Source organism: Pseudomonas sp. COR18 (assembly GCF_048568395.1).
Lineage (GTDB): Bacteria > Pseudomonadota > Gammaproteobacteria > Pseudomonadales > Pseudomonadaceae > Aquipseudomonas > Aquipseudomonas fuscovaginae_B.
In genome coordinates, this window is the sequence record NZ_CP183808.1 from 1,774,671 (window position 1) to 1,794,916 (window position 20,246).

Here is a 20,246-nt window from a genome sequence, read left to right on the forward strand (position 1 = left end):
ACATCCGGGCTGCGGCACGAAGCGGCGACGGTGCTGTTTCGTGCTTTACCTCTGGACACGACACAATGCTTCGGCATACTCGGTCCCCTAATTGCCCGGATCCCGTCATGCGCCCATTTGCACCCCTTGCCCTGACCCTGTTGCTCACCGCCTGCGGTGATGGCGAATCACTGCTACCGCCGGACGCCCGTCTGCCGGACGGCGGCCGCTACCGTGGGGAAGTGGTCAATGGCCTGCTGCAAGGCCAGGGGCGCATCGACTACCCGAACGGCAGTTGGTATGCCGGCCAGTTCCTCAATGGCCAGTGGCATGGCGACGGCGAGTGGCACGGCAGCAACGGCGAGGTCTACAAGGGCCAGTTCCAGCAGGGCCTGTTCCATGGCCAGGGCACCCTGACCCTTCATGACAGCAGCTACACCGGCGGTTTCAAGCTGGGCCGACGCAACGGCGAAGGCACCCTGAAGGAAGCCGGCATGACCTACCGCGGCGAATTCAGGGACGACCAGTATTCCGGCCTCGGCCACCTCGAACTGGAAGACGGCAGCCAATACCAGGGCGAGTTCGCCCACGGCAAGCCCAACGGCGAGGGCCAGCGCAGCGATGCCAGCGGCAACCAGTTCACCGGGCGTTTCGTCAACGGCCAGCTGGAAGGCGTCGGGACCTTCAACAGTGCCGAAGGCGACCAGTACGCCGGCGGTTTCCGGCACAACCAGCTGAACGGCAAGGGCCGCTATGAAAACGCCGACGGCGATGTCTGGATCGGCGAGTTCAAGGACGGCGTACTCAATGGCCAGGGCGAACTGATCGGCGTCGATGGCAGCCATTATCGCGGTGAGTTCAGCGAATGGCGCTTCAACGGTTTCGGCCAGTTGAACCTGGCCGATGGCAGCCACTATGTCGGCGAGTTCGCCAGCGACACGTACGAGGGCCGGGGCATCCTGACCCTGGCGGACGGCCGGGTGCAAAGCGGCATCTGGAGCAATGGCCAGCGGGTTCGCGAGGCCGATGGCAAACTGCTGCCGGACCAGCTCGAACTGGGCCTGCTGGCCCAGGGGCCCCTGTTGGAAAAAGCCCTCGCCGCGGTTCCGGCCTCCACGCCGGCCATCGAGCTGTACAGCCTGGTGCTGGCCGGCGACGGCAAGCAGAGCGTCTTCCTGCGTGAAGCCGACTATGTCGGCAAGATGCTCGCCACCCGCTTTGGCGCCTATGGCCAGATCAGCCTGGTGAACCATCGCGATCACCTGATCGACCGGCCGATGGCCACTCGCGAAAACCTGCACCGGGCCGCCCAGGCCCTGGCCGAACGCAGTGGCCCGGAAGACCTGATCTTCATCTACCTGACCAGCCACGGTACCCACGCCCATGAACTGGTGCTGGACCAGCCACGCCTGGAACTGGCCGACCTGCCCGCCGATGAAATGGCCCAGGCCCTGGCCCCGTTGAAGAACCGCGACAAGGTCATCGTCATTTCGGCCTGTTACTCCGGCGGCTTCATTCCGGCCCTCAAGGATGAAAGAACCCTGATCATGACCGCCTCGCGGGCCGACCGGGTGTCCTTCGGCTGCTCCGAGGAAGCGGACTTCACCTACTTCGGCGATGCCCTGTTCGCCCAGGCCCTGAACCAGACCGACGACCTGCAGCAGGCCTTCAACCTGGCCAAGGCCCATGTTGCCGAACGTGAGCAGGCGGACAATTTCGAGGCGTCGGAACCGCAGATCTGGGCCCCCAAGGGCGTGCTGGCCCACTGGCAGCAGCTACGCAAGCAACAGGCAAGAAAAGCGTTGCAAAGCGCTTCACTGGACAGCAAGGGCGCCAAGAGCAACTAAGCTGATTCGTATCAAGGGAGATATTTTATGTACTTGACGCCTCAGCACATCCTGCTCGCTGGAGCCACCGGCCTGACCGGTGAACATCTGCTGGACCGACTGCTCAACGAACCCACGGTCAGTCGCGTCCTCGCCCCTTCGCGTCGCCCACTGGCGAAACATCCGCACCTGGAGAACCCGGTCGGCGACCCGGCGATCTTCCTGCCGCAACTGAGCGGCCGGGTCGACCTGGCGATCTGCTGCCTGGGCACCACGATCAAGCTCGCCGGCTCCGAAGAAGCCTTTCGCGCTGTCGATCACGATATGGTGGTGGCTTTCGGCAAGCGTGCGCGGGAACTGGGCGCGCGGCACCTGATCGTGGTCAGCGCGGTGGACGCCAACCCGAAATCCAAGGTGTTCTACAGCCGGGTCAAGGGTGAGATGGAGGAGTCGCTGAAGGCCCAGGGCTGGCCGCAGTTGACCATCGCCCGGCCGTCGCTGCTGATCGGCGAGCGTAGCGAACCGCGCCTGGCCGAACAGTTGGCGGCACCGCTGTCGAAGCTGATTCCCGGCAAGTATCGCGGGATCGAGGCCTGCCAACTGGCCCGGGCGCTGTGGCGCCTGGCGCTGGAGGAGCAGGACGGGGTGCGGATCGTCGAGTCGGATGAGTTGCGCCGGCTCGGCAAGTAGCTTTCGCCAGGTAGATTTTTGTTGCCAGGGCGGGACTCTTCGCGGGCAAGCCGCGCTCCTACAGGACCGCGTGAACCGATTCGACCGCCTGCAGGAGCGGGCGGCGCGGCGATCCGGCTTGCCCGCGAAGGGGCAAAACACGATCGCCGGCCCTACAACCCACCCGTCGCCTGAAACCCGACGCCCAACGCCGTGAACACCGACAACGGCAACAGCAGCGTATCGAGCAAGGCACTCGCCGGCAGGTCCAACCCAGGATACCCCGGCGCCTCGGCGCCGAACCGGTCACGGGCACAACAGCCACCCTGCAACGCGTACAGGTCCAACCGCGTGCCGGCATAGACGAGCGGCGCCCCGGCCTTGCCGGCATCCAGCGTCCGCGCCGTCGCACAACCCGCCAGTTGCAGTGCCAGCAGCAGGCCCAGCAGCGCCTTACTCATTGCTGTTCAAATGATGCTCACCCCAGCGCGGCAGCATGTCCTGGGGGATATTCAACAGATTGAGAATCCGCGCCACCACGAAATCCACCAGGTCGTCGATGGTCTGCGGCTGATGATAGAAGCCCGGCGAAGCCGGCAGGATCGTCACGCCCATGTTCGACAGCTTGAGCATGTTCTCCAGATGAATGCTCGAATACGGCGCCTCGCGCGGCACCAGGATCAGTTGCCGACGCTCCTTGAGGGTCACGTCCGCCGCCCGCTCGATCAGGTTGTTGCAGGCGCCCGTGGCGATGGCCGACAAGGTCCCGGTGGAGCATGGCACCACCACCATCGCCGCCGGCGAGCCGGAGCCGGAGGCCACCGGCGACATCCAATCCTCCTTGCCGTACACGCGGATCTGCCCGGCCTGGGCCCCGGTGTACTCGGTGAGGAACGCCTGCATCGCCTGCGGCTTGGGCGGCAGGGTGACGTCCGTCTCCGTCGACATCACCAACTGCGCCGCCTTGGAGATCAGGAAGTGCACTTCGCGGTCCTCGCGCACCAGGCAATCGAGCAGGCGCAAACCATACTGCGCCCCGGAGGCGCCGGTCATCGCCAGGGTGATACGCTCCGGGCCGTTCACCGCAGGGCCTCGGCCAGTTTGCCGTGCAGCCCGCCGAAGCCGCCGTTGCTCATGATCACCACGTGCGTGCCGGGCTTGGCCTGGCTTTTCACCCGTTCGATGATGCCCTCCAGGGAGTCGCTGACAATCGACGGCACACTGCACAAGGCCGCCGTGGCACCCAGGTCCCAGCCGAGATTGGCCGGCGCGTACCAGATCACCTGATCGGCCTGAACCACGCTCTCCGGCAGGCCATCGCGGTGAGCGCCCAGTTTCATGGAGTTGGAACGCGGTTCGATGATGGCGATCACCGGTGCATCGCCGACCTTCTTGCGCAGGCCGTCGAGGGTCGTGGCAATGGCGGTCGGATGGTGGGCGAAGTCGTCGTAGATGGTCACGCCGTGGACTTCGGCGACCTTTTCCATGCGCCGCTTGACGCTCTTGAACGCACTCAGACCGGCAATACCCATCGTCGGCACCACGCCGACATGCCGCGCCGCGGCCAGGGTGGCCAGGGCATTGGCGACGTTGTGCTGGCCGGTCAGTTCCCACTCGACCGTGCCCTGGGCCACGCCCTCGAACAGCACCTCGAAACGCGAACCGTCCTCGCTGAGCAGGCGCGCCTGCCACTGGCCACCGGCACCGGTGGTCTGCACCGGGGTCCAGCAGCCCATGTCGATCACCCGCTTCAACGCCGGCTCGGTGGTCGGGTGAATGACCAGTCCTTCGCTGGGGATGGTCCGTACCAGGTGGTGGAACTGCCGCTCGATGGCTGGCAGGTCGGGGAAGATGTCCGCGTGGTCGAACTCCAGGTTGTTCAGGATCGCCGTGCGCGGATGGTAGTGGACGAACTTGGAGCGCTTGTCGAAGAACGCGCTGTCGTACTCGTCGGCCTCGATCACGAAGAACGGCGTGCCGCCCAGACGCGCCGATACCGAGAAATTCTGCGGCACGCCGCCGATCAGGAAGCCCGGGCTCATGCCCGCGTGCTCCAGCACCCAGGCGAGCATGCTGCTGGTGGTGGTCTTGCCGTGGGTGCCGGCCACGGCCAGGACCCAGCGTCCCTGCAGCACATGGTCGGCCAGCCACTGCGGGCCGGACACGTAGGGCAGGCCCTTGTTCAGCACGTACTCGACCGCGGGGTTGCCACGGGACATGGCATTGCCGATCACCACCAGGTCCGGGGCCGGATCGAGCTGGGCCGGGTCATAACCCTGGGTCAGTTCGATGCCCTGGGCCTGCAGTTGCGTGCTCATCGGCGGATAGACATTGGCATCGGAGCCCGTCACGTGGTGACCCAGTTCCTTGGCCAGAACAGCCATCGAGCCCATGAAGGTGCCACAGATACCCAGAATATGAATGTGCATAGTCGACCTCGTAAAACATGGCCGCAGGTTAGCCCAGGGCGGGCGAAATCGCACCTTGTGTTTCAGATTCGAGGTGACTGGCAGGGCTTCGACATCGATTCGAAGCCCTGTGGCTCAGACGCAGATCGCGTTGGTGAACACCAGGCGGTTGCCGAACGGGTCGGCGATCGGCATGTCCATGCTGCCCCAGGGCATGGCCTGGATTTCCGGACGGGCGTAGCCGAAGCCCTTGGCCAGCAGTTGTTCGCGAAAGGCCTCCAGCTCGTCGGTCTCGATACGCAGCGCCGAACCCGGAGTGGTATCACCGTGATGCTCGCTCAGGTGCAACACACAATTGCCCTTGGACACCTGCAGATACAAGGGGAAGCCCGGCTCGAAACGATGCTGCCAGTCGACCTGGAAACCCAGGAAGTCGACGTAGAACTCCAACGCCTTGCCCTCGTCGAAAATTCGCAGAATGGGGGTGGTCTTACCGAAGCTCATGTCAGGTCTTCCTGGCGGTTCTGGATCAAAGCGCTTCGGCCATGGAACGGGTTTCTTTAGTGGCTCAGTGCCATTATCGCGCAAAAGCGCGACCTCGTTCGCAAAAACCTGACGCCAATCACCAGCATAGCCGCTTGGGCTCAAACCATCTCGTTGAGGATCCAGTCGATCACCGAGTTGCGCTTGGGTACCCAGCCCAGCAGTTCACGGGCGTTGCTGCCGCGGACCCGGCTGTTGGAACCCAGGCCGTAATTGGCCATCTCATAACCCCACTCGGCCTCGGCGTCCGCCAACGGCCAATCCTGCGGCTCACCCAGGTTCAGCGCCCTGGCCATGGCGGTGGTCATGTCGATGAACGAGGCTTCGCCGCTTTCGACGAAATAGAAGGTGCCCGGCCGATTGCCGGTCAACGCCAGCAGGTACAGCGCCACCACATCCTCGATGTGCACGTTGGACCAGATGTTCTGCCCGCTCCCGACGTGCCGGACCACGCCACGCTTGCGGGCCTGCTTGAGCAGGCGCGGCAACTGCACGCTGTCACGCTTGACGCCCAGGCTGTGGCCGTAGATCAGGGTGTTGCAGAGCACCGCCGAGCGCACGCCGGATTTAGCCGCGTCGAGCACCCGGTGGTCGATGGCCACCCGCGCCGCCTTGTCGACGGTCGGTTCCGGCAGCCGGCCTTCGTAATAGACGATATCGCTGGCCTTGCCGCCGGAGGCGTCACCGACGATGCTCGAACCGCTGGTGTGCAGCAACACCTTGTCGGAACCACGCAAGGCGTCGAGCAGCGCCTCCACCGCACCGCGATGGTCGCTGCTGGCAGCGTTGATCACCGCATCGGCCTGGCGCGCCTGCTCGGCGAGCAGTTCGCTGTCGTCCAGGCTGCCGACCACCGGGGTAATGCCCAAATCACGCAGTTCCTGCACCTGCTCGGCACTGCGCACCAGCCCGGTGACCCGATGGCCGGCAGCGACCAGCCCGGTCGCGATGGAACCGCCAATGAAACCGGCGGCGCCGGTAACGAATACGTTCATGGAGAAACTCCCTGCATGGATAAGTGATGGAGCGAGTATCGAAAACTTATCCGTGCCGAATAACCCCCTATTGCCCAATTCACTCTTGCGCTGGAGTCACGAATCAAGAGCTGGCGCCCAGCGTCAGGGCTATGCCACCACGGGCCCCGCATACCCCACCAGCTTGCCCTGGATGAAATCGAGGAAGCACTGGATACGCAGCGCCAACTGCGAGTTGCGGTAGTACACCGCATGGATCGGCTGGCGGTAGCCGCTGTTGGCTTCGGGGAGGATCACCTGCAGGCGGCCGGACTGGATGTCCTGGTGAGTCATGAAGTGCGACAGGCAGACGATCCCCTGCCCCTCCAGCGCCAGTTGGCGCAGGGTCTCGCCGCTGGAGGCGCTGAGGTCGGGGCGGATCTGCCAGCGGTCGCCCTGGGCATGCCGCAACGGCCAGTGATTGAGCGTTTCGGTCTGGGTGAACCCCAGCAGGGTGTGTCGGGACAGCTCATCGACACTGACCGGCTCACCGTAACGCGCCAGGTAGGCGGGGCTGGCCAGGATGTTCAGCGGGCTGCTGCCCAGCGAGCGGGCATGCAGGGTCGAATCCGCCAGGTGGCCGATGCGGATGGCGATGTCGGTGCTCTGCTCCAGCAGGTCGATGATCAGGTCGTTGCTGTTGAGTTCCAGCTGGATGTCCGGGTACAGGCTGCGAAACTCGGCGATGTACGGGACCACCGCGTGCAGCATGAACGGCGAGGCGGCGTTGATACGCAGGCGCCCGGCGGGGGTCTGCTGGCGCAGGGCCAGGCGTTCTTCCAACTCGTCCATCTGCTCGAGGATCTGCTTGGCCCGCTCGAAGAAAAACTTGCCTTCCTCGGTCAGGTCCATGCGTCGCGTGGTGCGATTGATCAGCGTGGTCTCGAGCTTGGCCTCCAGCCGCGACAGGCTGCGGCTGACCGCCGACGGCGTCTGCCCGACCTGTTCGGCCGCTGCGGAAATCGAACCGCACTCGATCACGCAGACGAAGATCTGCAACTCATCCGACCTGGCTTTCACACTCACCTCTCAACTCAAGAACCTGATATTAGCCGGCCTCGAGGCAAAAGGAACCTCACTTCGGCAAATCGAAAACCTCTGCCAGGTGCTGCTCGTAGCGCCGGATATCCGCCTCGATGGCCGGTACCTTCATCACGTCGACACAGAGAAAGGTCGGCAGGCCGCTCATGCCGAGGAACTGGTTGGCCTTGTGAAACGGGAAGTAGACCGCATCCACGCCCTTGGCCTCGAAGAAATCGGTGGGGTCGTCGAAAGCCTGCCGTGGCGCGTTCCAGGTCAGCGACAGCATGTACTGCTTGCCCTGGATCAGACCACCGCTGCCGTACTTCTGCGAGGCGTCGGAACGCGTCCGGCCATCGTTGGCGTAGAGGCTGCCGTGGCCCGCGGTGAACACTTCGTCGATGTACTTCTTCACCGTCCAGGGCGCGCCCATCCACCAGCCAGGCATCTGGTAGATGATCACGTCGGCCCAGAGAAACTTGGCAACTTCCTCGGCGACATCGTAGCCCTGGTCGATCCAGGTCTGTCTGACATCGCAACCGGAGCGATCGAGGTAGGCCACGGCGGTTTCATGCAGGGTGGCGTTGTAGCGGCCGGCGGAGTGGGCGAACGCCTTGCCGCCGTTGAGTAGCAGGATCTTTTTCATGGTCGGTCTCATGGAGGGCGGCCCCAAGGGCAGCCCGGTCGACAGGTTCAAGTGCGGGCGCAGGTTAGCCCTCGCACGCACGGCGAAAAAGCGTGGCTGACGCAAATCGCTTTTGCTGTAACGGCACGAATGCTCGACGTATTGTTGCCTTAGCATTGACGGCTTCCAGAACCTGTCCTGCCCGGAGTGAATCCATGAGCCAACCCTACGGTTTTATCCTGCATGCCAAGACCCGCCCGGAAAAGGCCGAGGCCTTCGAGGCGCTGTTTCGCGCCTATGTCGAACCCAGCCGCCGGGAAGACGGCTGCATCGAATACCACATGCTGCGCGACCACGCCGACCCGACCCTGTTCATCTTCTACGAGATCTGGCAATCGAAGGCTCATCTGGACGTGCACTCGGCGCTGCCGCACATGCGGGCATTTCACGAGCAGCGCATGGCGTTCCTCGAGCGGGATTTCGAGATCCGCCTGATCGACATGCTCAGCCCATCCTCGGCCAGCCGCTGATCAACAGCGGCCCCCTGCCGGGCGAAAACGGCCTGTGCGCGCATGGACAGCTGGATGTCGAGCCTGGACATCCCTGCGGCGGGCGCCCCCGTTAGGGTGCAGGCTTCATTCAGAACCTGTGCCCGGAGCCCAGCATGTCCAATCCACCGATTACCGTTCTGCGCGATACCCACCCACTGCCGGTGCTCGACGCCTGCAAATGGGAAAAGCTCGAAGGCGATCCGCACACCGTCAACCTCAACGCCTACAACAGCGAAGACGGCAGCAAGATCATGGGCACCTGGATCTGCACCCCGGGCAAGTGGCGGGTCGATTACGTGAAGTGGGAGTACTGCCACTTCCAGGAAGGCTACTGCATCATCACGCCGGACGGTCAGGCGCCGATTCACTTGAAGGCCGGCGATATCTTCATCGTCGAGCCAGGCATGAAGGGCACCTGGGAAGTCGTCGAGACCGTGCGCAAGTACTTCGTGTTCGCCTGACAGCACCAGACGCGTTTCGATCCGGGCCCCGTCTCGAAAGACACGGGGCCCTGTCGTGAGGAACGGTTCGAGAGGTCGTCAATCTTCAAGCGACACGACGTTCCAGCAAGCGATCCGAGCCACCTTCGACTACACGACGCTCCAGCAGACGATCAGAGCCACCTTCCGCTACACGGCGCTCCAGCAGACGATCGGAACCACCTTCCGCTACACGGCGCTCCAGCAGACGATCGGAACCACCTTCCGCTACACGGCGTTCCAGCAAACGGTCCGAGCCGCCCTCCGCCACACGGCGCTCCAGCAGGCGATCGGAACCACCTTCCGCCACACGACGCTCCAGCAGACGGTCAGATCCACCCTCCGCCAGCCGATGCTGGTTGATCGCGCCGAACCCGGTTGCCGGCACATTGGCCGAAGCGGCATTCGCCAGGCCGAGGCCACCGACCAAAGCCAGGGTGAGGGCCAGGGAAGCGGTAGAGAACTTGAACATGGGTAATACTCCTGCGTTTGTGAGTAAGACTCTGAGAGTTGGGTGGGGCCTGGATCGGCCTCACCGTTCGACAGGTACATTTCAACGCAGGGCTGTATCCACCGTGTGTCGCGAACGGGCGATAAGGTGGCGCACTGTATGGCGGCGGGCCACGTACACAGTCTGATACAACGTGCCGATGCCCGAGCCCGGTGCCACTCGAACACCCGCCCACAAAAAAGCCGCAAGGTCCGTGGCGGGACCTTGCGGCTATCGCTGCCGGATTCCGGGGCTCAGTTGGCACTGCCAGCCTTGGCCTCCTGCAGCAGGGTCTGGATGACCTTTTCCTGTTCGTCATAACGGCCTTCGCCGAAATGGGTGTAGCGCACCTGCCCCTTGGCATCGATCAGGTAGTGGGCCGGCCAGTACTGGTTATCGAACGCCCGCCAGATACGGTAGTCGTTGTCGATCGCCACCGGGTAACCGATCCCCAGTTCCTTCACCTGCTGGCGCACGTTGCCGAGGATCTTCTCGTAGGCATATTCGGGGGTATGCACGCCGATCACCACCAGCCCGTCCTTCTCGTATTTCTTCGCCCAGTCCTTCACATAGGGCAGGGTGTGCTGGCAGTTGATGCAGTCGAAGGTCCAGAAGTCCACCAGCACCACCTTGCCGCGCAGGGACTCACGGTTGAGCGGCGCCGAGTTCAGCCACTCCACCGCACCGTCCAGCGCAGGCATCGCGCCCTTGGCTTCGAGGTCGACCGACGTGGCCGCATTGGCCTTGCTGATCACGTAGTCGATGGCCCGCGGGATCTGCTTGAGCAGGCTCTGCTCCACCGACGCCGAGCCCTGTGACGAGGTGCCGGCGAGCAGGGCGTTGTTCGCCCCGGTCGAGATCAGCACCGCCGACAGCAGGACCAGCACGCCGGCCCCACGCCGCAGCCAGCCGGTCACCGGGATGGAAGGCTTGAGCCGGTTGACCAGGCCACGGCCGGCGAAGATCAGCGTGCCGAGAGACAACGCACTGCCCAGGCCATAGGCCAGCAGCAACAGGCTGGTCTGTGCATTGGCGCCCTGCAGCATGGCGCTGGTCAGGATCACGCCGAGAATCGGTCCGGCACAGGGCGCCCACAACAGCCCGGTGGCGACGCCGACCAGCAGCGCGGCCAACGGCCCCGACAGCTGCCGCGCCGCCGGATCGAGGCGATTGCCCAGCAGCACGAACGGCCGCGACAGCCAGGCCCCCGCGCGGGCGGAAATCAGTGACAGGGCGAACAGCACCATCACGATCAGCGCCAACTGACGGCCGGCAGCGTTGGCCTGGATCACCCAGGCGCTGCTGACCACCGCCAGGCTCGACACCAGGGCGAAGGTCAGCGCCATGCCGCCCAGGGTCAACAGCACCGACGAGCGGGAACGATCGGCCCGCGCGAAAAGGAAGGGTACGACCGGCAGGATGCAAGGACTGAGCACCGTCAGTATCCCACCGAGGAAAGCGATAAGCAGCATGACGTCACCTGGCAGATGCAGGCATGAAACCGACCGCGACGCGGTACGGTTTCATGCGGGTGGAGGAGAGAGCGTGAGGCGGGTTCCCAAGGCCTCAGCTGCCCAGGTTGCAACTGGCGAACTTGCCGTATTCCAGGGTGTGGGTCTGGCCCTGGGAGTCCAGGTAGGTCAGGTGCGCCTTGGCGACATCGCAACTGCCCATGGCATCGGTGGTGATCGACACCACGTGCCGGATATCCGGTTTGGCGCTGGCGGCCTGGGCCGGGGCGGCGATGGCCAGGAGGCTCAGGGCGGACAACAGGCCGGCGGTGCAGAGTGCTTTCAGTTTCATGGCGATTTCCTCAAGTGTGTATTCGGTTGGTTGGAGCCAGTGTTGTCTGCCTCCCTGGAACCTATTTGACGCCCTTGAGGTATCTCGAATGTGTGCGCAAGCCAGGGTTCTGAAGTGCGCAAGTATCACCGCCCCTCCCAGATACATTGCAATACAAAACCCTCAGAACAGACCCATCTGCCCACCGATCAGGGTGGTGAAATCGTCCTGCACGAACGGCAGGATCGCGTCCGCCACCGGCTGCAACTGCTTGGTGATGTAGTGCTCGTAGTCGATGGGCGACCGACGCACCTCCAGCGGCTCCGGCCCGGCCTGGGCAATCACGTAGCTGATCCAGCCGCCGCCCTGGTACTGTCGCGGCCGCCCCTGGGCGACGTTGTATTCATCGGCCAGGCGTGCCGCCCGCACCTGCGGCGGCACGTTGCGCTCGTAGTCGCCGAGCCGCCGGCGCAGGCGCTTGCGATACACCAGCAGGTCATCCAGCTCGCCCGCCTGGGTACGCCGCACGTAGTCACGGACGTAATCCTGGTAGGGCTGGCGGCTGAAGATGCGTCGGTACAGCTCCTGCTGGAACGCCTGCGCCAATGGCGACCAGTCGCTGCGCACGGTTTCCAGGCCCTTGTAGACCATCTCCTCGCGGCCGTCGGCACGCACCACCAGCCCGGCATAACGCTTCTTGCTGCCCTCCTCGGCCCCGCGGATGGTTGGCATCAGGAAGCGGCTGAAATGGGTTTCGAACTGCAGTTCCAGGGCACTGTCCAGGCCCAGTTCCTGCTTCAGGTGCTCGCGCCACCAGTCGTTGACCCCGGCCACCAGTTGGCGGCCGATCTGCGCGGCCTCCTCCTGGCCATGGGCGCGCTTGAGCCAGACGAAGGTCGAGTCGGTATCGCCATAGATCACCGTGTAGCCCTGGGCCTCGATCAGTTGCCGGGTGCGGCGCATGATCTCGTGCCCGCGCAGGGTGATCGACGAGGCCAGGCGCGTATCGAAGAAACGGCAGCCACTGGAACCGAGCACGCCGTAAAAGGCGTTCATGATGATCTTCAGGGCCTGGGACAGCGGCGCATTGCCGTCGCGCTTGGCCGCCTCGCGGCCCTGCCAGACCGTCTCGACGATCGACGGCAGGCAGTGCCGCGTGCGGGAGAAACGCGCCCCGCGAAAGCCCGCCACCGACTCGCTGTCGTCGGGATGCCGCAGGCCCTCGATCAGCCCCACCGGGTCGATCAGGAAGGTACGGATGATCGACGGGTACAGGCTCTTGTAGTCCAGTACCAGCACCGACTCGTACAGCCCGGGCCGCGAGTCCATGACGAAACCGCCGGGGCTGGCCTCGGGCATGCGTTCGCCGAGGTTCGGCGCGACGAAACCCTGGCGATGCATCAGCGGCATGTACAGGTGGGTGAAGGCCGCCACCGAACCGCCGCTGCGATCGGCCGGCAGGCCGGTGACAGTGGCGCGTTCGAGCAGGAAGGTCAGTAGTTGGGTCTTGTCGAATATCCGCGTGACCAGCTCGCAGTCCTTGAGGTTGTAGCGCGCCAGGGCCGGCTTGTCCTCGGCGAACATGCGATTGATCTCGTCCATGCGCTGGTAGGGGTTGTCGATCGACTTGCCCTCGCCGAGCAGGTGCTGCGCCACGTATTCGAGGCTGAAGGACGGGAAGCTCCAGGTCGCCGAACGCAGCGCCTCGATGCCGTCGATGATCAGCCGGCCGGCCGCCGCGGCGAAGTAGTGGGTGTTGCGCGCACCGTTGTCGCGCCAGCCCATGACATCGCCCCCACGCCCCAGGCGCAGCGGGATGCTCAGGCGCTGGGCATGTTCATGCAGCACCTTGAGGTCGAATTGCACCAGGTTCCAGCCGATGATTGCATCCGGATCGTGCCGGGCCAGCCAGTCGTTCAGGGCTTCGAGCAGTTCACCGCGGCTCGCTCGATAGTCGAGCTTGAAATCGACCTGGCTGGCGTCACCGTTCGGCGGCCCGAGCATGTACACCTGGCGCTCGCCACAACCTTCCAGGGCGATGGAATACAGCTCGCCCTGCATGGTGGTCTCGATGTCCAGGGACACCAGCCTGAGCCGTGGCCGATAGTCCGCCGTCGCCTTGAGCTGGGTATCGAGCAGCGGCCCGTCGGTATTCGGCGTACCGGCGAACAACACCGGCGCGGTGATGAAACGCTCCATGAGAAAGCGCTCGGGAGGGCGGATATCGGCCTCGTAGACATCCACCCCGCCCTGGCGCAACAGCTTCTCGATGTTCATCAACTGCCGGTGCTGCTGGCAATACAGGCCGCACACCGGGCGGTGGTGAAAATCCATCAGTGCCAGCGGGCGCCATTCCACCCCCCGCTCTTTGCTCAACAGCTGGGCGGCACGCTCGCGCTGTTCGGCGGGAATGAAGGCAACCGAGGGTTGTGGCGGCAAGCGCACGTGACGGGGGCCGGCGTCGGTCGCCAACCAGAATTCGACCTGCGTACCCGCGGGGGTGTCGCGCCAATGCCGGGTCAGGACAAAACCCTGCTGTAGATCCACCACCGCCCCCTCGAAACCGATTCTCGGCAGTCATTCTACTGTGCCGGGGGATACGCGGATAACGTTTGGACGCACGTCCCGGAAAAAACCGGGGACCCGCCCGACGCGAGCCCCCGGAAAAAACCTTACTCGGGTTTGCGATAGGCACCGATGATGGCCGAGAAGTCCTTGCCGCCCTCCCCGCGCAGGCTCATGGCCTGGTACAACTGCTGCGCCACGGCACCGAGGACCACCGGCTGGTGGGCCTGGCGCGCGGCCTCGGTGGCCAGGCCCAGGTCCTTGAGCATCAGTTCGGCGCCGAAGCCGCCGGTATAGCCGCGCGACGCCGGTGCGGTGTCGATGATGCCCGGCCAGGGGTTGTAGGTGTCGGAACTCCAGCAGCGGCCGGTGGAACTGTTGATCACCCCGGCCAGCACCTGGGTGTCGATGCCCAGGGCGGCGCCCAGGGCCATGGCCTCGCTGACGCCGATCATCGAGATGCCCAGCAGCAGGTTGTTGCAGATCTTGGCGATCTGCCCGGTGCCGACCTCGCCGCAATGGACGATGTTGCGGCCCATCTGTGCCAGCACCGGTTGCAGGGTGGCGAACAATGGCTGGGAAGCGCCGACCATGAAGGTCAGGGTCCCGGCCGCCGCGCCACCGGTACCGCCGGATACCGGCGCGTCGGCCATCGCCACATTCTGTTTCGCCGCCGCGGCGGCAACGTCCTTGGCGGTCTGCGGATCGATGGTGCTGCAGTCCACCGCCGGCACGCCGGCGCCGATCCCGGCCAGCACCCCGTCCTCGCCCAGCCAGACGCTGCGCACATGGGCGGCGGCCGGCAGCATGGTGATCACCAGTTCGCTGCCCTCGGCCGCGGCCTTGGGCGAGGTGCTGATGGTCCCGCCGAGGGCCGCCAGTTCCTTGAGCACCGTCTGGTTCAGGTCGAACAGGTTCAGGCTGTGCCCGGCCTTGATCAGGTTGCGCGCCATTGGCGCGCCCATGTTGCCCAGTCCGATAAATGCGATCTTCATGGCCCGTTCCTCGCTCAGCGCAGGTTGATGGTGGTGTTCACGCCATGGTTCTCGCTGTCGTCATCGAACCAGCGCGCGGTGACCGTCTTGGTCTGAGTGTAGAACTGCACCACCTGCTTGCCGTAGGGACCCAGGTCGCCGAGCTTGGAGCCACGGGAGCCGGTGAAGCTGAAGAACGGCACCGGCACCGGGATCGGGATGTTGATGCCGACCTGGCCGATATCGATCTCGCTCTGGAACTTGCGCGCCGAGGCGCCGCTCTGGGTGAACAGGCCGGTGCCGTTGCCGAAGGGGTTGGCGTTGACCAGGGCGATGGCCTCGTCGAGGGTGTCGACCTCCATCACCGCCAGCACCGGGCCGAAGATTTCCTGGGTGTAGATCTGCATGTCGGTGGTCACCCCGGAAAACAGGGTCGGGCCGACGAAGTTGCCCTGCTCGAAGCCCGGCACGACGATAGCGCGGCCGTCCAGTTCGAGCTTGGCGCCTTCCTGGATGCCGCTTTCGATCAGGCCCAGCACCCGCTCCTTCGCCCGCTTGGAAATCAGCGGACCGACATCGGTGCCCGGCTCGCTGCCGGCGTTGACCTTGAGCTTCTGCGCCAGCGCCTTGAGGTCCGGCAGCCATTGCTTCGCCGCCCCTACCAGCACCACCACCGAGGTGGCCATGCAACGCTGGCCGGCCGCACCGAAACCGGCGCCGACCAGGGCATTGAGGGTCTGCTCGCGGTTGGCGTCGGGCAGCACCACGGCGTGGTTCTTCGCGCCCATCATCGACTGCACGCGCTTGCCGTGGCGACCGGCGAGATCATAGACGTGGGTACCGACGGCGGTCGAACCGACGAACGAGACCGCCTTGATGTCCTTGTGGGTGCACAGCGCATCCACCACCTCCTTGCCGCCGTGCACCACGTTGAGCACGCCCGGCGGCACGCCGGCTTCCAGCGCCAGCTCCACCAGCATCAGGGTCGACAGCGGGTCCTGTTCGGACGGTTTGAGAACGAAGGTGTTGCCGCAGGCGATCGCCATCGGGAACATCCACAGCGGGATCATCGCCGGGAAGTTGAACGGGGTGATCCCGGCGCAGACGCCGATCGGCTGGCGCAGGGTGTAGGTGTCGACGCCACCAGCGACGTTCTCGGCGAACTCGCCCATCTGCAGGGTGCCGATCGAGCAGGCGTGCTCCACCACTTCCAGGCCGCGGAAGATATCGCCCTCGGCGTCGGCCAGGGTCTTGCCCTGCTCGGCGCTGAGCACGGCGGCGATGCGCTTGGAATGTTCGCGGATCAGCGCCTGCAGCTTGAGCATGATGCGCATGCGGGCGCCGATGGGGGTCAGCTTCCAGGTCTGGAAGGCACGCTGGGCAGCGTCGATCGCCGCATTCACTTCAGCGGCAGTGGCGAAGGGCACCTTGGCCAGCACTTCCTGGGTCGCCGGGTTGACGATGTCGTGCCACTCACTGCTCTGGGATTCGACCCACTCGCCGTCGATCAGCAATCGGGCGGTCTTGAGGGTGGCGTCGGGCTTGAGAGAAACGTTCATGGAAGTCTCCTGAATTATTGTAATGGCCGAATCCCGGACGGGACGATACCCGAGCATGGTGACTGGACTGTTTTTGGAGTATAGATGTGCATTCTTCTAATAAGAACGCACATAAAAACCGGATCAACATGCAAAAAAACATCACGTCTTTGGGTTCATTGAACTGGGACGACCTGAAGTTTTTCCTTGAGGTTGCCCGTACCCGCAAGGCCAGCAGCGCGGCCAAGCGCCTGGCGGTGGACTACACCACGGTGTCACGGCGCATCAGTTCGCTGGAGGCGGCCCTGGGCACCCTGCTGTTCGAAAAGTCGCGCACCAGCGGCTTCGTCCTCACCGCCGAGGGCCAGCGCCTGATGGGCTATGCCGAGTCCATCGAAAGCACCCTGCACATGGCCTGCGAGCAGGTGTCGGGGTCTGGCGTGGCGCTCTCGGGGCATGTGCGCATGGGCTGCACGGAGGGCTTCGGCAGCTTCTTCATCACCCCGCAACTGAGCCATTTCGTCGACGCCTACCCGGCGATCTCGGTGGACATTCTGCCGCTGCCGCACTTCATCAGCCTGTCCAAGCGCGAGGCGGATATCGTCATCGCCCTGGAGCGCCCGGAGCACGGGCCCTATGTGTGCTGCAAGCTGTGCGACTACCGCCTGCAGTTGTACGCGACCCAGCCGTACCTGGACCAGCACCCGCCGATCCGCCGCGCCAGCGACCTGGGCCGGCACCGTTTCGTCAGCTACGTCGACGACCTGGCGTTCAGCAACGAGCTGCTGTACCTGGCCAACCTGCTGCCCAACGCCACCGCCAACCTGCGCAGCACCAGCGTGATCGCCCAGTTCGTCGCGGCGCAACAGGGCCGGGCGCTGGCGATCCTGCCGTGTTTCCTGGCGGCCCAGGACCCGAACCTGCTGCCGGTGTTGCCGGATGAGGTAAGTATCACCCGGCAGTTCTGGATGTATTGCCGGGAAGATCTGCGCAAACTCAAGCGGATCAATCTGTTGTGGGACTACATTCGGGAAGTCACGGAACTGAATCGACCGCTGCTGCTGGGGGAGACGCGGGAGCTTCGGTTCGTCGATTAGAATGCCGCCAGTCGGATAGGCCTCTTCGCGGGCACTCAGTCGGCAATCACCACGATCGCCACCCGGCGGTTTTCTGTCCGCCCGGCCACGGTGCTGTTGCTGGCCACCGGTTCGCGGCTGCCCAGGCCGCGGACCTGGATGTTTTCCGGCTTCATCCCGGACTGCCGCAGTACCGTCGCCACACTGTTGGCCCGGCGTACCGACAACTGTTCGTTGTAGTCGTCCTTGCCCGACGCATCGGTGTGCCCATCCACCCGCACCCGCTGGATATCCACGCTGAGCAGGGCCCTGGCGATCCGCTCGACGATGGCCTGGCTTTGCGGGTTCAACCCATCCAGGTCACTGCCGAACAGCACCTTGCCCGACAGGCCGAAAGCCCAGCCATCGTCCGTCAGTTCGAAACCCTGCTGCTTGAGGACGGCGATCTGCGCCGGGCTCAGGCCTTTCTGCGCAGCCGTCTGGCAGCCGCCCAGCGCCAGCAGGGCGGCAAACAGGGCAACGCTGAAAAATCGCAGGGAACGTTGGGTCAAGGTAGACAAGGGTTCAACTCCTGGTGGGGACTGAGGCGGCGCTGTGCTCCGACTGCGCGGTGTGTCGACTGCCTCGGGAAAGGCGCTTGGCCTGGTACATGGCGCCATCGGCGGCATTGAGCAACGAGCCCGGGGTGTTGCCGTGATCGGGGTAGACGGCGATGCCGATACTCAGCGAGGTGACGACCTGGGTCGGGCCGGGCACCGGGATCGGCAGTTCCATGCTGGCGATGATCTTCTCGGCAATCTGCTCAGCGTCCTCGATGCTGTGCAGCGGGGTCAGCAACACGGCGAACTCGTCGCCGCCAAGCCGCGCCACCAGGTCATCTTCACGCAGTTGCGCGCGCACCCGCGTGGCCACGGCCACCAATACCGCATCGCCTGCCGCATGGCCGAAGGTGTCGTTGATTTCCTTGAAGCGGTCGCTGTCGAGAAACAGTACCGCCACCCGCTCGCCCTGCCGGGCACCGTTGCGCAAGGCGCGCATCAGCCGACCTTCGAAGAAGGCCCGGTTGGGCAGGCCGGTCAGGCTGTCGTGGCTGGCCTGGTGCGCCAGGGTCTGGTTTTCGTTCTGCAGGTGCGTCTGCCAGGCTTCCAGCTCATCGAGCAGGGCATTGAAGTCGTTGCCGAGGTTGTCCAGTTCGACAATCTGCGCCGGCGGTACCCGCCGCTCGAAGGCCCGCTCGCTACGCACGGCGTGGGCCACTTCGGCCAGGCTGCGCAGCGGCACGAGGATCCCGCGCAGCAGCCGGCGGGCCAGGTACAGACCGAGCCAGGCCGCCAGCACGCTGCACACCAGGATGCCGGCCAGGCCGCTGAGCAGGTAGCGCATCAGGCTGGCGCCATGACCGGTCAGGCGCACGCTGCCGACCTCGCGGTTCTGGTGCAGGATCGGCAGTTCGATGGGCTGTTCCAGCAGGCTCCTCGCCAGTTGCATTTCCAGCCGCGACAGCAGACCGGTTTCCGGGCGTTGCCAATGGGCCAGGCGCTGGCCGCTGGCGGTGAAGATCTCGGCCTCGGCCACTTCTTCGGTCGAGGCGATCAGGTCCAGGGCTTCGGTCGCCGCACTGCGGTCGTTGAACACCACCGCCGCCTCGACGGTGTAGCTGATGGAGCGGGCGATCAGGTGCAGGTTGTGGTCGGCGTAGACCCGAAGCGCCAGCACACCGAACAAGGTCAGCGAAACGCTGACCAGGCCGACCGCCGCCAGGGCCACCAGCATGTGCCCACGCCCCAGCACCGAACGCAGGGTGCGGCGGTTGTCCGGCTTGTGCAGACCGATCATGGCTGTGGGGCCTGCCGGCGGGACAGTTGCAGGACGCTGGGGTGAATGCGCACGCCGCTGCGGGCCACCGAATCCAGGTTGACCTCGAACGCCACCTGCTCGTCGCCGACACGCAGGCAGAACAGGCTGCCGACGACGCAATGGTCGCCTTCTTCGCTGATGCTCAGCACCGCATGGCCGGCCAGTGACGCGAACAACTGGTTGCGCTCGTTGCTGGACAACTGGCCGATGTACACCGCGTCACAGCTGTCGCCGACGGCCGGGTTGCTGGCCAGCAGGCGCTGTACCAGCACCGGGCGGCCGCTGGCCTGGGTCGTGCCCTTGACCAGATCATCGGTGTATTGGGTCGGCCCGACAATGCACAGGCGCAACTGCGCCGGCTCCACCGGCCAGCGGGCGTAGCTGAGAATACCCAGCACCACCTGGGTGACGGCCTGGGCCCGCTGCTCGGCGCCGCCATGGGGAGCGGCGTCTTCGGCCATGCCCGCGTGCATGAACAGGCAACACAGGACGAACGCCGCGAACTGTCTTGAGCCAAAAAACCGCCACATCATCCAGGCAGCCATGTTCATGTGAGAATTCTCTGGATACTACGTCAGAATATTGCCGCAACGATAGCATATAGCTGGCAAACCAGCGTTAGATTGAGATCATGCATAGCCCACTATTGGTTTAGAAATCTCTGAAGTATCGATTTGAGGTTTGCTATTTTTCCCCGCCTGCGGGGCTGCCTAAGATCGACCCATCGCCCTTCGCAGGCTGGTTCATGACGCTGCGCAAGCGGCGCCTGGCGTCAGTGAGACCGCCCCACAGAAGAGGGCCGGCTCGACGAAACCTTTCCAACTGCCCTAACCGCTCGCCCAGGCTTCTCG

The 20,246-nt window shown here is 64.7% G+C and carries 21 protein-coding genes; 5 read left to right on the top strand and 16 right to left on the bottom strand.

Features of this window, described 5'->3' with window-relative positions; translation table 11 throughout:
- Nucleotides 1-107 precede the first annotated feature (107 nt).
- Together ACM62G_RS08255 and ACM62G_RS08260 are read left to right on the top strand one after the other, a co-directional pair.
- Nucleotides 108-1,826, top strand: a complete 1,719-nt coding sequence (locus tag ACM62G_RS08255; RefSeq protein ID WP_054058565.1) for a C13 family peptidase — start codon at nt 108-110, stop codon at nt 1,824-1,826.
- A gap of 27 nt (nt 1,827-1,853) precedes the next feature.
- Nucleotides 1,854-2,495 (top strand): nucleoside-diphosphate sugar epimerase, encoded by a 642-nt coding sequence (locus ACM62G_RS08260; protein WP_054058566.1) that lies wholly within the window; start codon nt 1,854-1,856, stop codon nt 2,493-2,495.
- A 152-nt stretch (nt 2,496-2,647) separates the two neighbouring features.
- On the opposite strand, the gene ACM62G_RS08265 is transcribed toward ACM62G_RS08260, so the two are convergent.
- The 7 genes from ACM62G_RS08265 to ACM62G_RS08295 form a co-directional block, all read right to left on the bottom strand.
- On the bottom strand, nt 2,648-2,935 hold the full coding sequence (locus ACM62G_RS08265; protein ID WP_054058567.1) for a YceK/YidQ family lipoprotein: 288 nt from the start codon (nt 2,933-2,935) through the stop codon (nt 2,648-2,650).
- Nucleotides 2,928-3,557 carry a flavin prenyltransferase UbiX gene (ubiX, locus tag ACM62G_RS08270; protein WP_419736983.1) on the bottom strand — a complete coding sequence of 210 codons (630 nt, stop codon included), beginning with the start codon at nt 3,555-3,557 and terminating at the stop codon, nt 2,928-2,930. The genes ACM62G_RS08265 and ubiX overlap by 8 nt, the downstream gene beginning before the upstream one ends.
- The gene (gene mpl, locus ACM62G_RS08275; protein ID WP_054058568.1) at nt 3,554-4,903 is read right to left on the bottom strand and encodes a UDP-N-acetylmuramate:L-alanyl-gamma-D-glutamyl-meso-diaminopimelate ligase; all 1,350 of its coding nucleotides are present in this window, start codon (nt 4,901-4,903) and stop codon (nt 3,554-3,556) included. Before mpl ends, ubiX begins: the two co-directional genes overlap by 4 nt.
- 114 nt (nt 4,904-5,017) lie before the next feature.
- The gene (locus ACM62G_RS08280; RefSeq protein WP_273824603.1) at nt 5,018-5,386 is read right to left on the bottom strand and encodes a glyoxalase superfamily protein; all 369 of its coding nucleotides are present in this window, start codon (nt 5,384-5,386) and stop codon (nt 5,018-5,020) included.
- A gap of 140 nt (nt 5,387-5,526) precedes the next feature.
- Nucleotides 5,527-6,420 (bottom strand): NAD-dependent epimerase/dehydratase family protein, encoded by an 894-nt coding sequence (locus ACM62G_RS08285; RefSeq protein WP_273824601.1) that lies wholly within the window; start codon nt 6,418-6,420, stop codon nt 5,527-5,529.
- A gap of 129 nt (nt 6,421-6,549) precedes the next feature.
- Nucleotides 6,550-7,458, bottom strand: a complete 909-nt coding sequence (locus ACM62G_RS08290; protein ID WP_419737499.1) for a LysR substrate-binding domain-containing protein — start codon at nt 7,456-7,458, stop codon at nt 6,550-6,552.
- 55 nt (nt 7,459-7,513) lie between these two features.
- The gene (locus tag ACM62G_RS08295; RefSeq protein ID WP_054058571.1) at nt 7,514-8,104 is read right to left on the bottom strand and encodes an NAD(P)H-dependent oxidoreductase; all 591 of its coding nucleotides are present in this window, start codon (nt 8,102-8,104) and stop codon (nt 7,514-7,516) included.
- 194 nt (nt 8,105-8,298) lie between these two features.
- Between ACM62G_RS08295 and ACM62G_RS08300 the strand changes: the two genes are divergently transcribed.
- On the top strand, nt 8,299-8,613 hold the full coding sequence (locus ACM62G_RS08300) for a putative quinol monooxygenase (RefSeq protein WP_054058572.1): 315 nt from the start codon (nt 8,299-8,301) through the stop codon (nt 8,611-8,613).
- A 134-nt stretch (nt 8,614-8,747) separates the two neighbouring features.
- Nucleotides 8,748-9,095, top strand: a complete 348-nt coding sequence (locus tag ACM62G_RS08305) for a cupin domain-containing protein (RefSeq protein ID WP_017903103.1) — start codon at nt 8,748-8,750, stop codon at nt 9,093-9,095.
- 85 nt (nt 9,096-9,180) lie between these two features.
- Here ACM62G_RS08305 and ACM62G_RS08310 read toward each other — a convergent pair whose 3' ends face one another.
- From ACM62G_RS08310 to ACM62G_RS08335, 6 genes are all read right to left on the bottom strand, one after another.
- The gene (locus ACM62G_RS08310) at nt 9,181-9,585 is read right to left on the bottom strand and encodes a hypothetical protein (RefSeq protein ID WP_419736984.1); all 405 of its coding nucleotides are present in this window, start codon (nt 9,583-9,585) and stop codon (nt 9,181-9,183) included.
- A gap of 272 nt (nt 9,586-9,857) precedes the next feature.
- Nucleotides 9,858-11,075 carry a cytochrome c biogenesis protein DipZ gene (locus tag ACM62G_RS08315; RefSeq protein ID WP_419736985.1) on the bottom strand — a complete coding sequence of 406 codons (1,218 nt, stop codon included), beginning with the start codon at nt 11,073-11,075 and terminating at the stop codon, nt 9,858-9,860.
- A 94-nt stretch (nt 11,076-11,169) separates the two neighbouring features.
- A complete protein-coding gene (locus ACM62G_RS08320; RefSeq protein ID WP_054063725.1) occupies nt 11,170-11,406 on the bottom strand; it encodes a DUF2790 domain-containing protein in 237 nt (78 codons plus the stop codon).
- Nucleotides 11,407-11,568: 162 nt separating this feature from the next.
- Nucleotides 11,569-13,932: a DNA polymerase II gene (locus ACM62G_RS08325; protein WP_054058579.1), complete on the bottom strand. Its 2,364-nt coding sequence runs from the start codon at nt 13,930-13,932 to the stop codon at nt 11,569-11,571.
- Nucleotides 13,933-14,057: 125 nt separating this feature from the next.
- Entirely contained in the window at nt 14,058-14,945 is an 888-nt protein-coding gene (gene mmsB, locus ACM62G_RS08330) for a 3-hydroxyisobutyrate dehydrogenase (protein ID WP_054063724.1), read from the bottom strand.
- 14 nt (nt 14,946-14,959) lie between these two features.
- Complete coding sequence (locus tag ACM62G_RS08335) at nt 14,960-16,483, bottom strand: CoA-acylating methylmalonate-semialdehyde dehydrogenase (protein ID WP_054063723.1); 1,524 nt, start codon at nt 16,481-16,483, stop codon at nt 14,960-14,962.
- 128 nt (nt 16,484-16,611) lie between these two features.
- Here ACM62G_RS08335 and ACM62G_RS08340 point away from each other — a divergent pair, with 128 nt between their 5' ends.
- Nucleotides 16,612-17,559, top strand: coding sequence for a LysR family transcriptional regulator (locus ACM62G_RS08340; RefSeq protein ID WP_273826366.1), 948 nt, complete (start codon nt 16,612-16,614; stop codon nt 17,557-17,559).
- A gap of 35 nt (nt 17,560-17,594) precedes the next feature.
- Here ACM62G_RS08340 and ACM62G_RS08345 read toward each other — a convergent pair whose 3' ends face one another.
- From ACM62G_RS08345 to ACM62G_RS08355, 3 genes are read right to left on the bottom strand one after another with little or no spacing between them, the layout of a single operon-like run.
- The gene (locus tag ACM62G_RS08345; RefSeq protein WP_054060413.1) at nt 17,595-18,098 is read right to left on the bottom strand and encodes an OmpA family protein; all 504 of its coding nucleotides are present in this window, start codon (nt 18,096-18,098) and stop codon (nt 17,595-17,597) included.
- A 4-nt stretch (nt 18,099-18,102) separates the two neighbouring features.
- Nucleotides 18,103-19,374 carry a diguanylate cyclase domain-containing protein gene (locus tag ACM62G_RS08350; protein WP_419736986.1) on the bottom strand — a complete coding sequence of 424 codons (1,272 nt, stop codon included), beginning with the start codon at nt 19,372-19,374 and terminating at the stop codon, nt 18,103-18,105.
- A complete protein-coding gene (locus ACM62G_RS08355) occupies nt 19,371-19,856 on the bottom strand; it encodes a YfiR family protein (protein ID WP_419737500.1) in 486 nt (161 codons plus the stop codon). Before ACM62G_RS08355 ends, ACM62G_RS08350 begins: the two co-directional genes overlap by 4 nt.
- Nucleotides 19,857-20,246: the final 390 nt, after the last annotated feature.

What these genes read in the sequence shown, in the direction of transcription:
- ACM62G_RS08260 (WP_054058566.1), top strand. Translation starts at nt 1,854, where the DNA reads ATGTACTTGACGCCTCAGCACATCCTGCTCGCTGGAGCCACCGGCCTG.
- ACM62G_RS08310 (WP_419736984.1), bottom strand. Translation starts at nt 9,585, where the DNA reads ATGTTCAAGTTCTCTACCGCTTCCCTGGCCCTCACCCTGGCTTTGGTC.
- ACM62G_RS08280 (WP_273824603.1), bottom strand. Translation starts at nt 5,386, where the DNA reads ATGAGCTTCGGTAAGACCACCCCCATTCTGCGAATTTTCGACGAGGGC.
- ACM62G_RS08350 (WP_419736986.1), bottom strand. Translation starts at nt 19,374, where the DNA reads ATGATCGGTCTGCACAAGCCGGACAACCGCCGCACCCTGCGTTCGGTG.
- mmsB (WP_054063724.1), bottom strand. Translation starts at nt 14,945, where the DNA reads ATGAAGATCGCATTTATCGGACTGGGCAACATGGGCGCGCCAATGGCG.
- ACM62G_RS08340 (WP_273826366.1), top strand. Translation starts at nt 16,612, where the DNA reads ATGCAAAAAAACATCACGTCTTTGGGTTCATTGAACTGGGACGACCTG.
- ACM62G_RS08320 (WP_054063725.1), bottom strand. Translation starts at nt 11,406, where the DNA reads ATGAAACTGAAAGCACTCTGCACCGCCGGCCTGTTGTCCGCCCTGAGC.
- ACM62G_RS08295 (WP_054058571.1), bottom strand. Translation starts at nt 8,104, where the DNA reads ATGAAAAAGATCCTGCTACTCAACGGCGGCAAGGCGTTCGCCCACTCC.
- ACM62G_RS08255 (WP_054058565.1), top strand. Translation starts at nt 108, where the DNA reads ATGCGCCCATTTGCACCCCTTGCCCTGACCCTGTTGCTCACCGCCTGC.
- ACM62G_RS08355 (WP_419737500.1), bottom strand. Translation starts at nt 19,856, where the DNA reads ATGGCCGAAGACGCCGCTCCCCATGGCGGCGCCGAGCAGCGGGCCCAG.
- ACM62G_RS08265 (WP_054058567.1), bottom strand. Translation starts at nt 2,935, where the DNA reads ATGAGTAAGGCGCTGCTGGGCCTGCTGCTGGCACTGCAACTGGCGGGT.
- ACM62G_RS08335 (WP_054063723.1), bottom strand. Translation starts at nt 16,483, where the DNA reads ATGAACGTTTCTCTCAAGCCCGACGCCACCCTCAAGACCGCCCGATTG.
- ACM62G_RS08315 (WP_419736985.1), bottom strand. Translation starts at nt 11,075, where the DNA reads ATGCTGCTTATCGCTTTCCTCGGTGGGATACTGACGGTGCTCAGTCCT.
- ACM62G_RS08300 (WP_054058572.1), top strand. Translation starts at nt 8,299, where the DNA reads ATGAGCCAACCCTACGGTTTTATCCTGCATGCCAAGACCCGCCCGGAA.
- ACM62G_RS08305 (WP_017903103.1), top strand. Translation starts at nt 8,748, where the DNA reads ATGTCCAATCCACCGATTACCGTTCTGCGCGATACCCACCCACTGCCG.
- ACM62G_RS08285 (WP_273824601.1), bottom strand. Translation starts at nt 6,420, where the DNA reads ATGAACGTATTCGTTACCGGCGCCGCCGGTTTCATTGGCGGTTCCATC.
- mpl (WP_054058568.1), bottom strand. Translation starts at nt 4,903, where the DNA reads ATGCACATTCATATTCTGGGTATCTGTGGCACCTTCATGGGCTCGATG.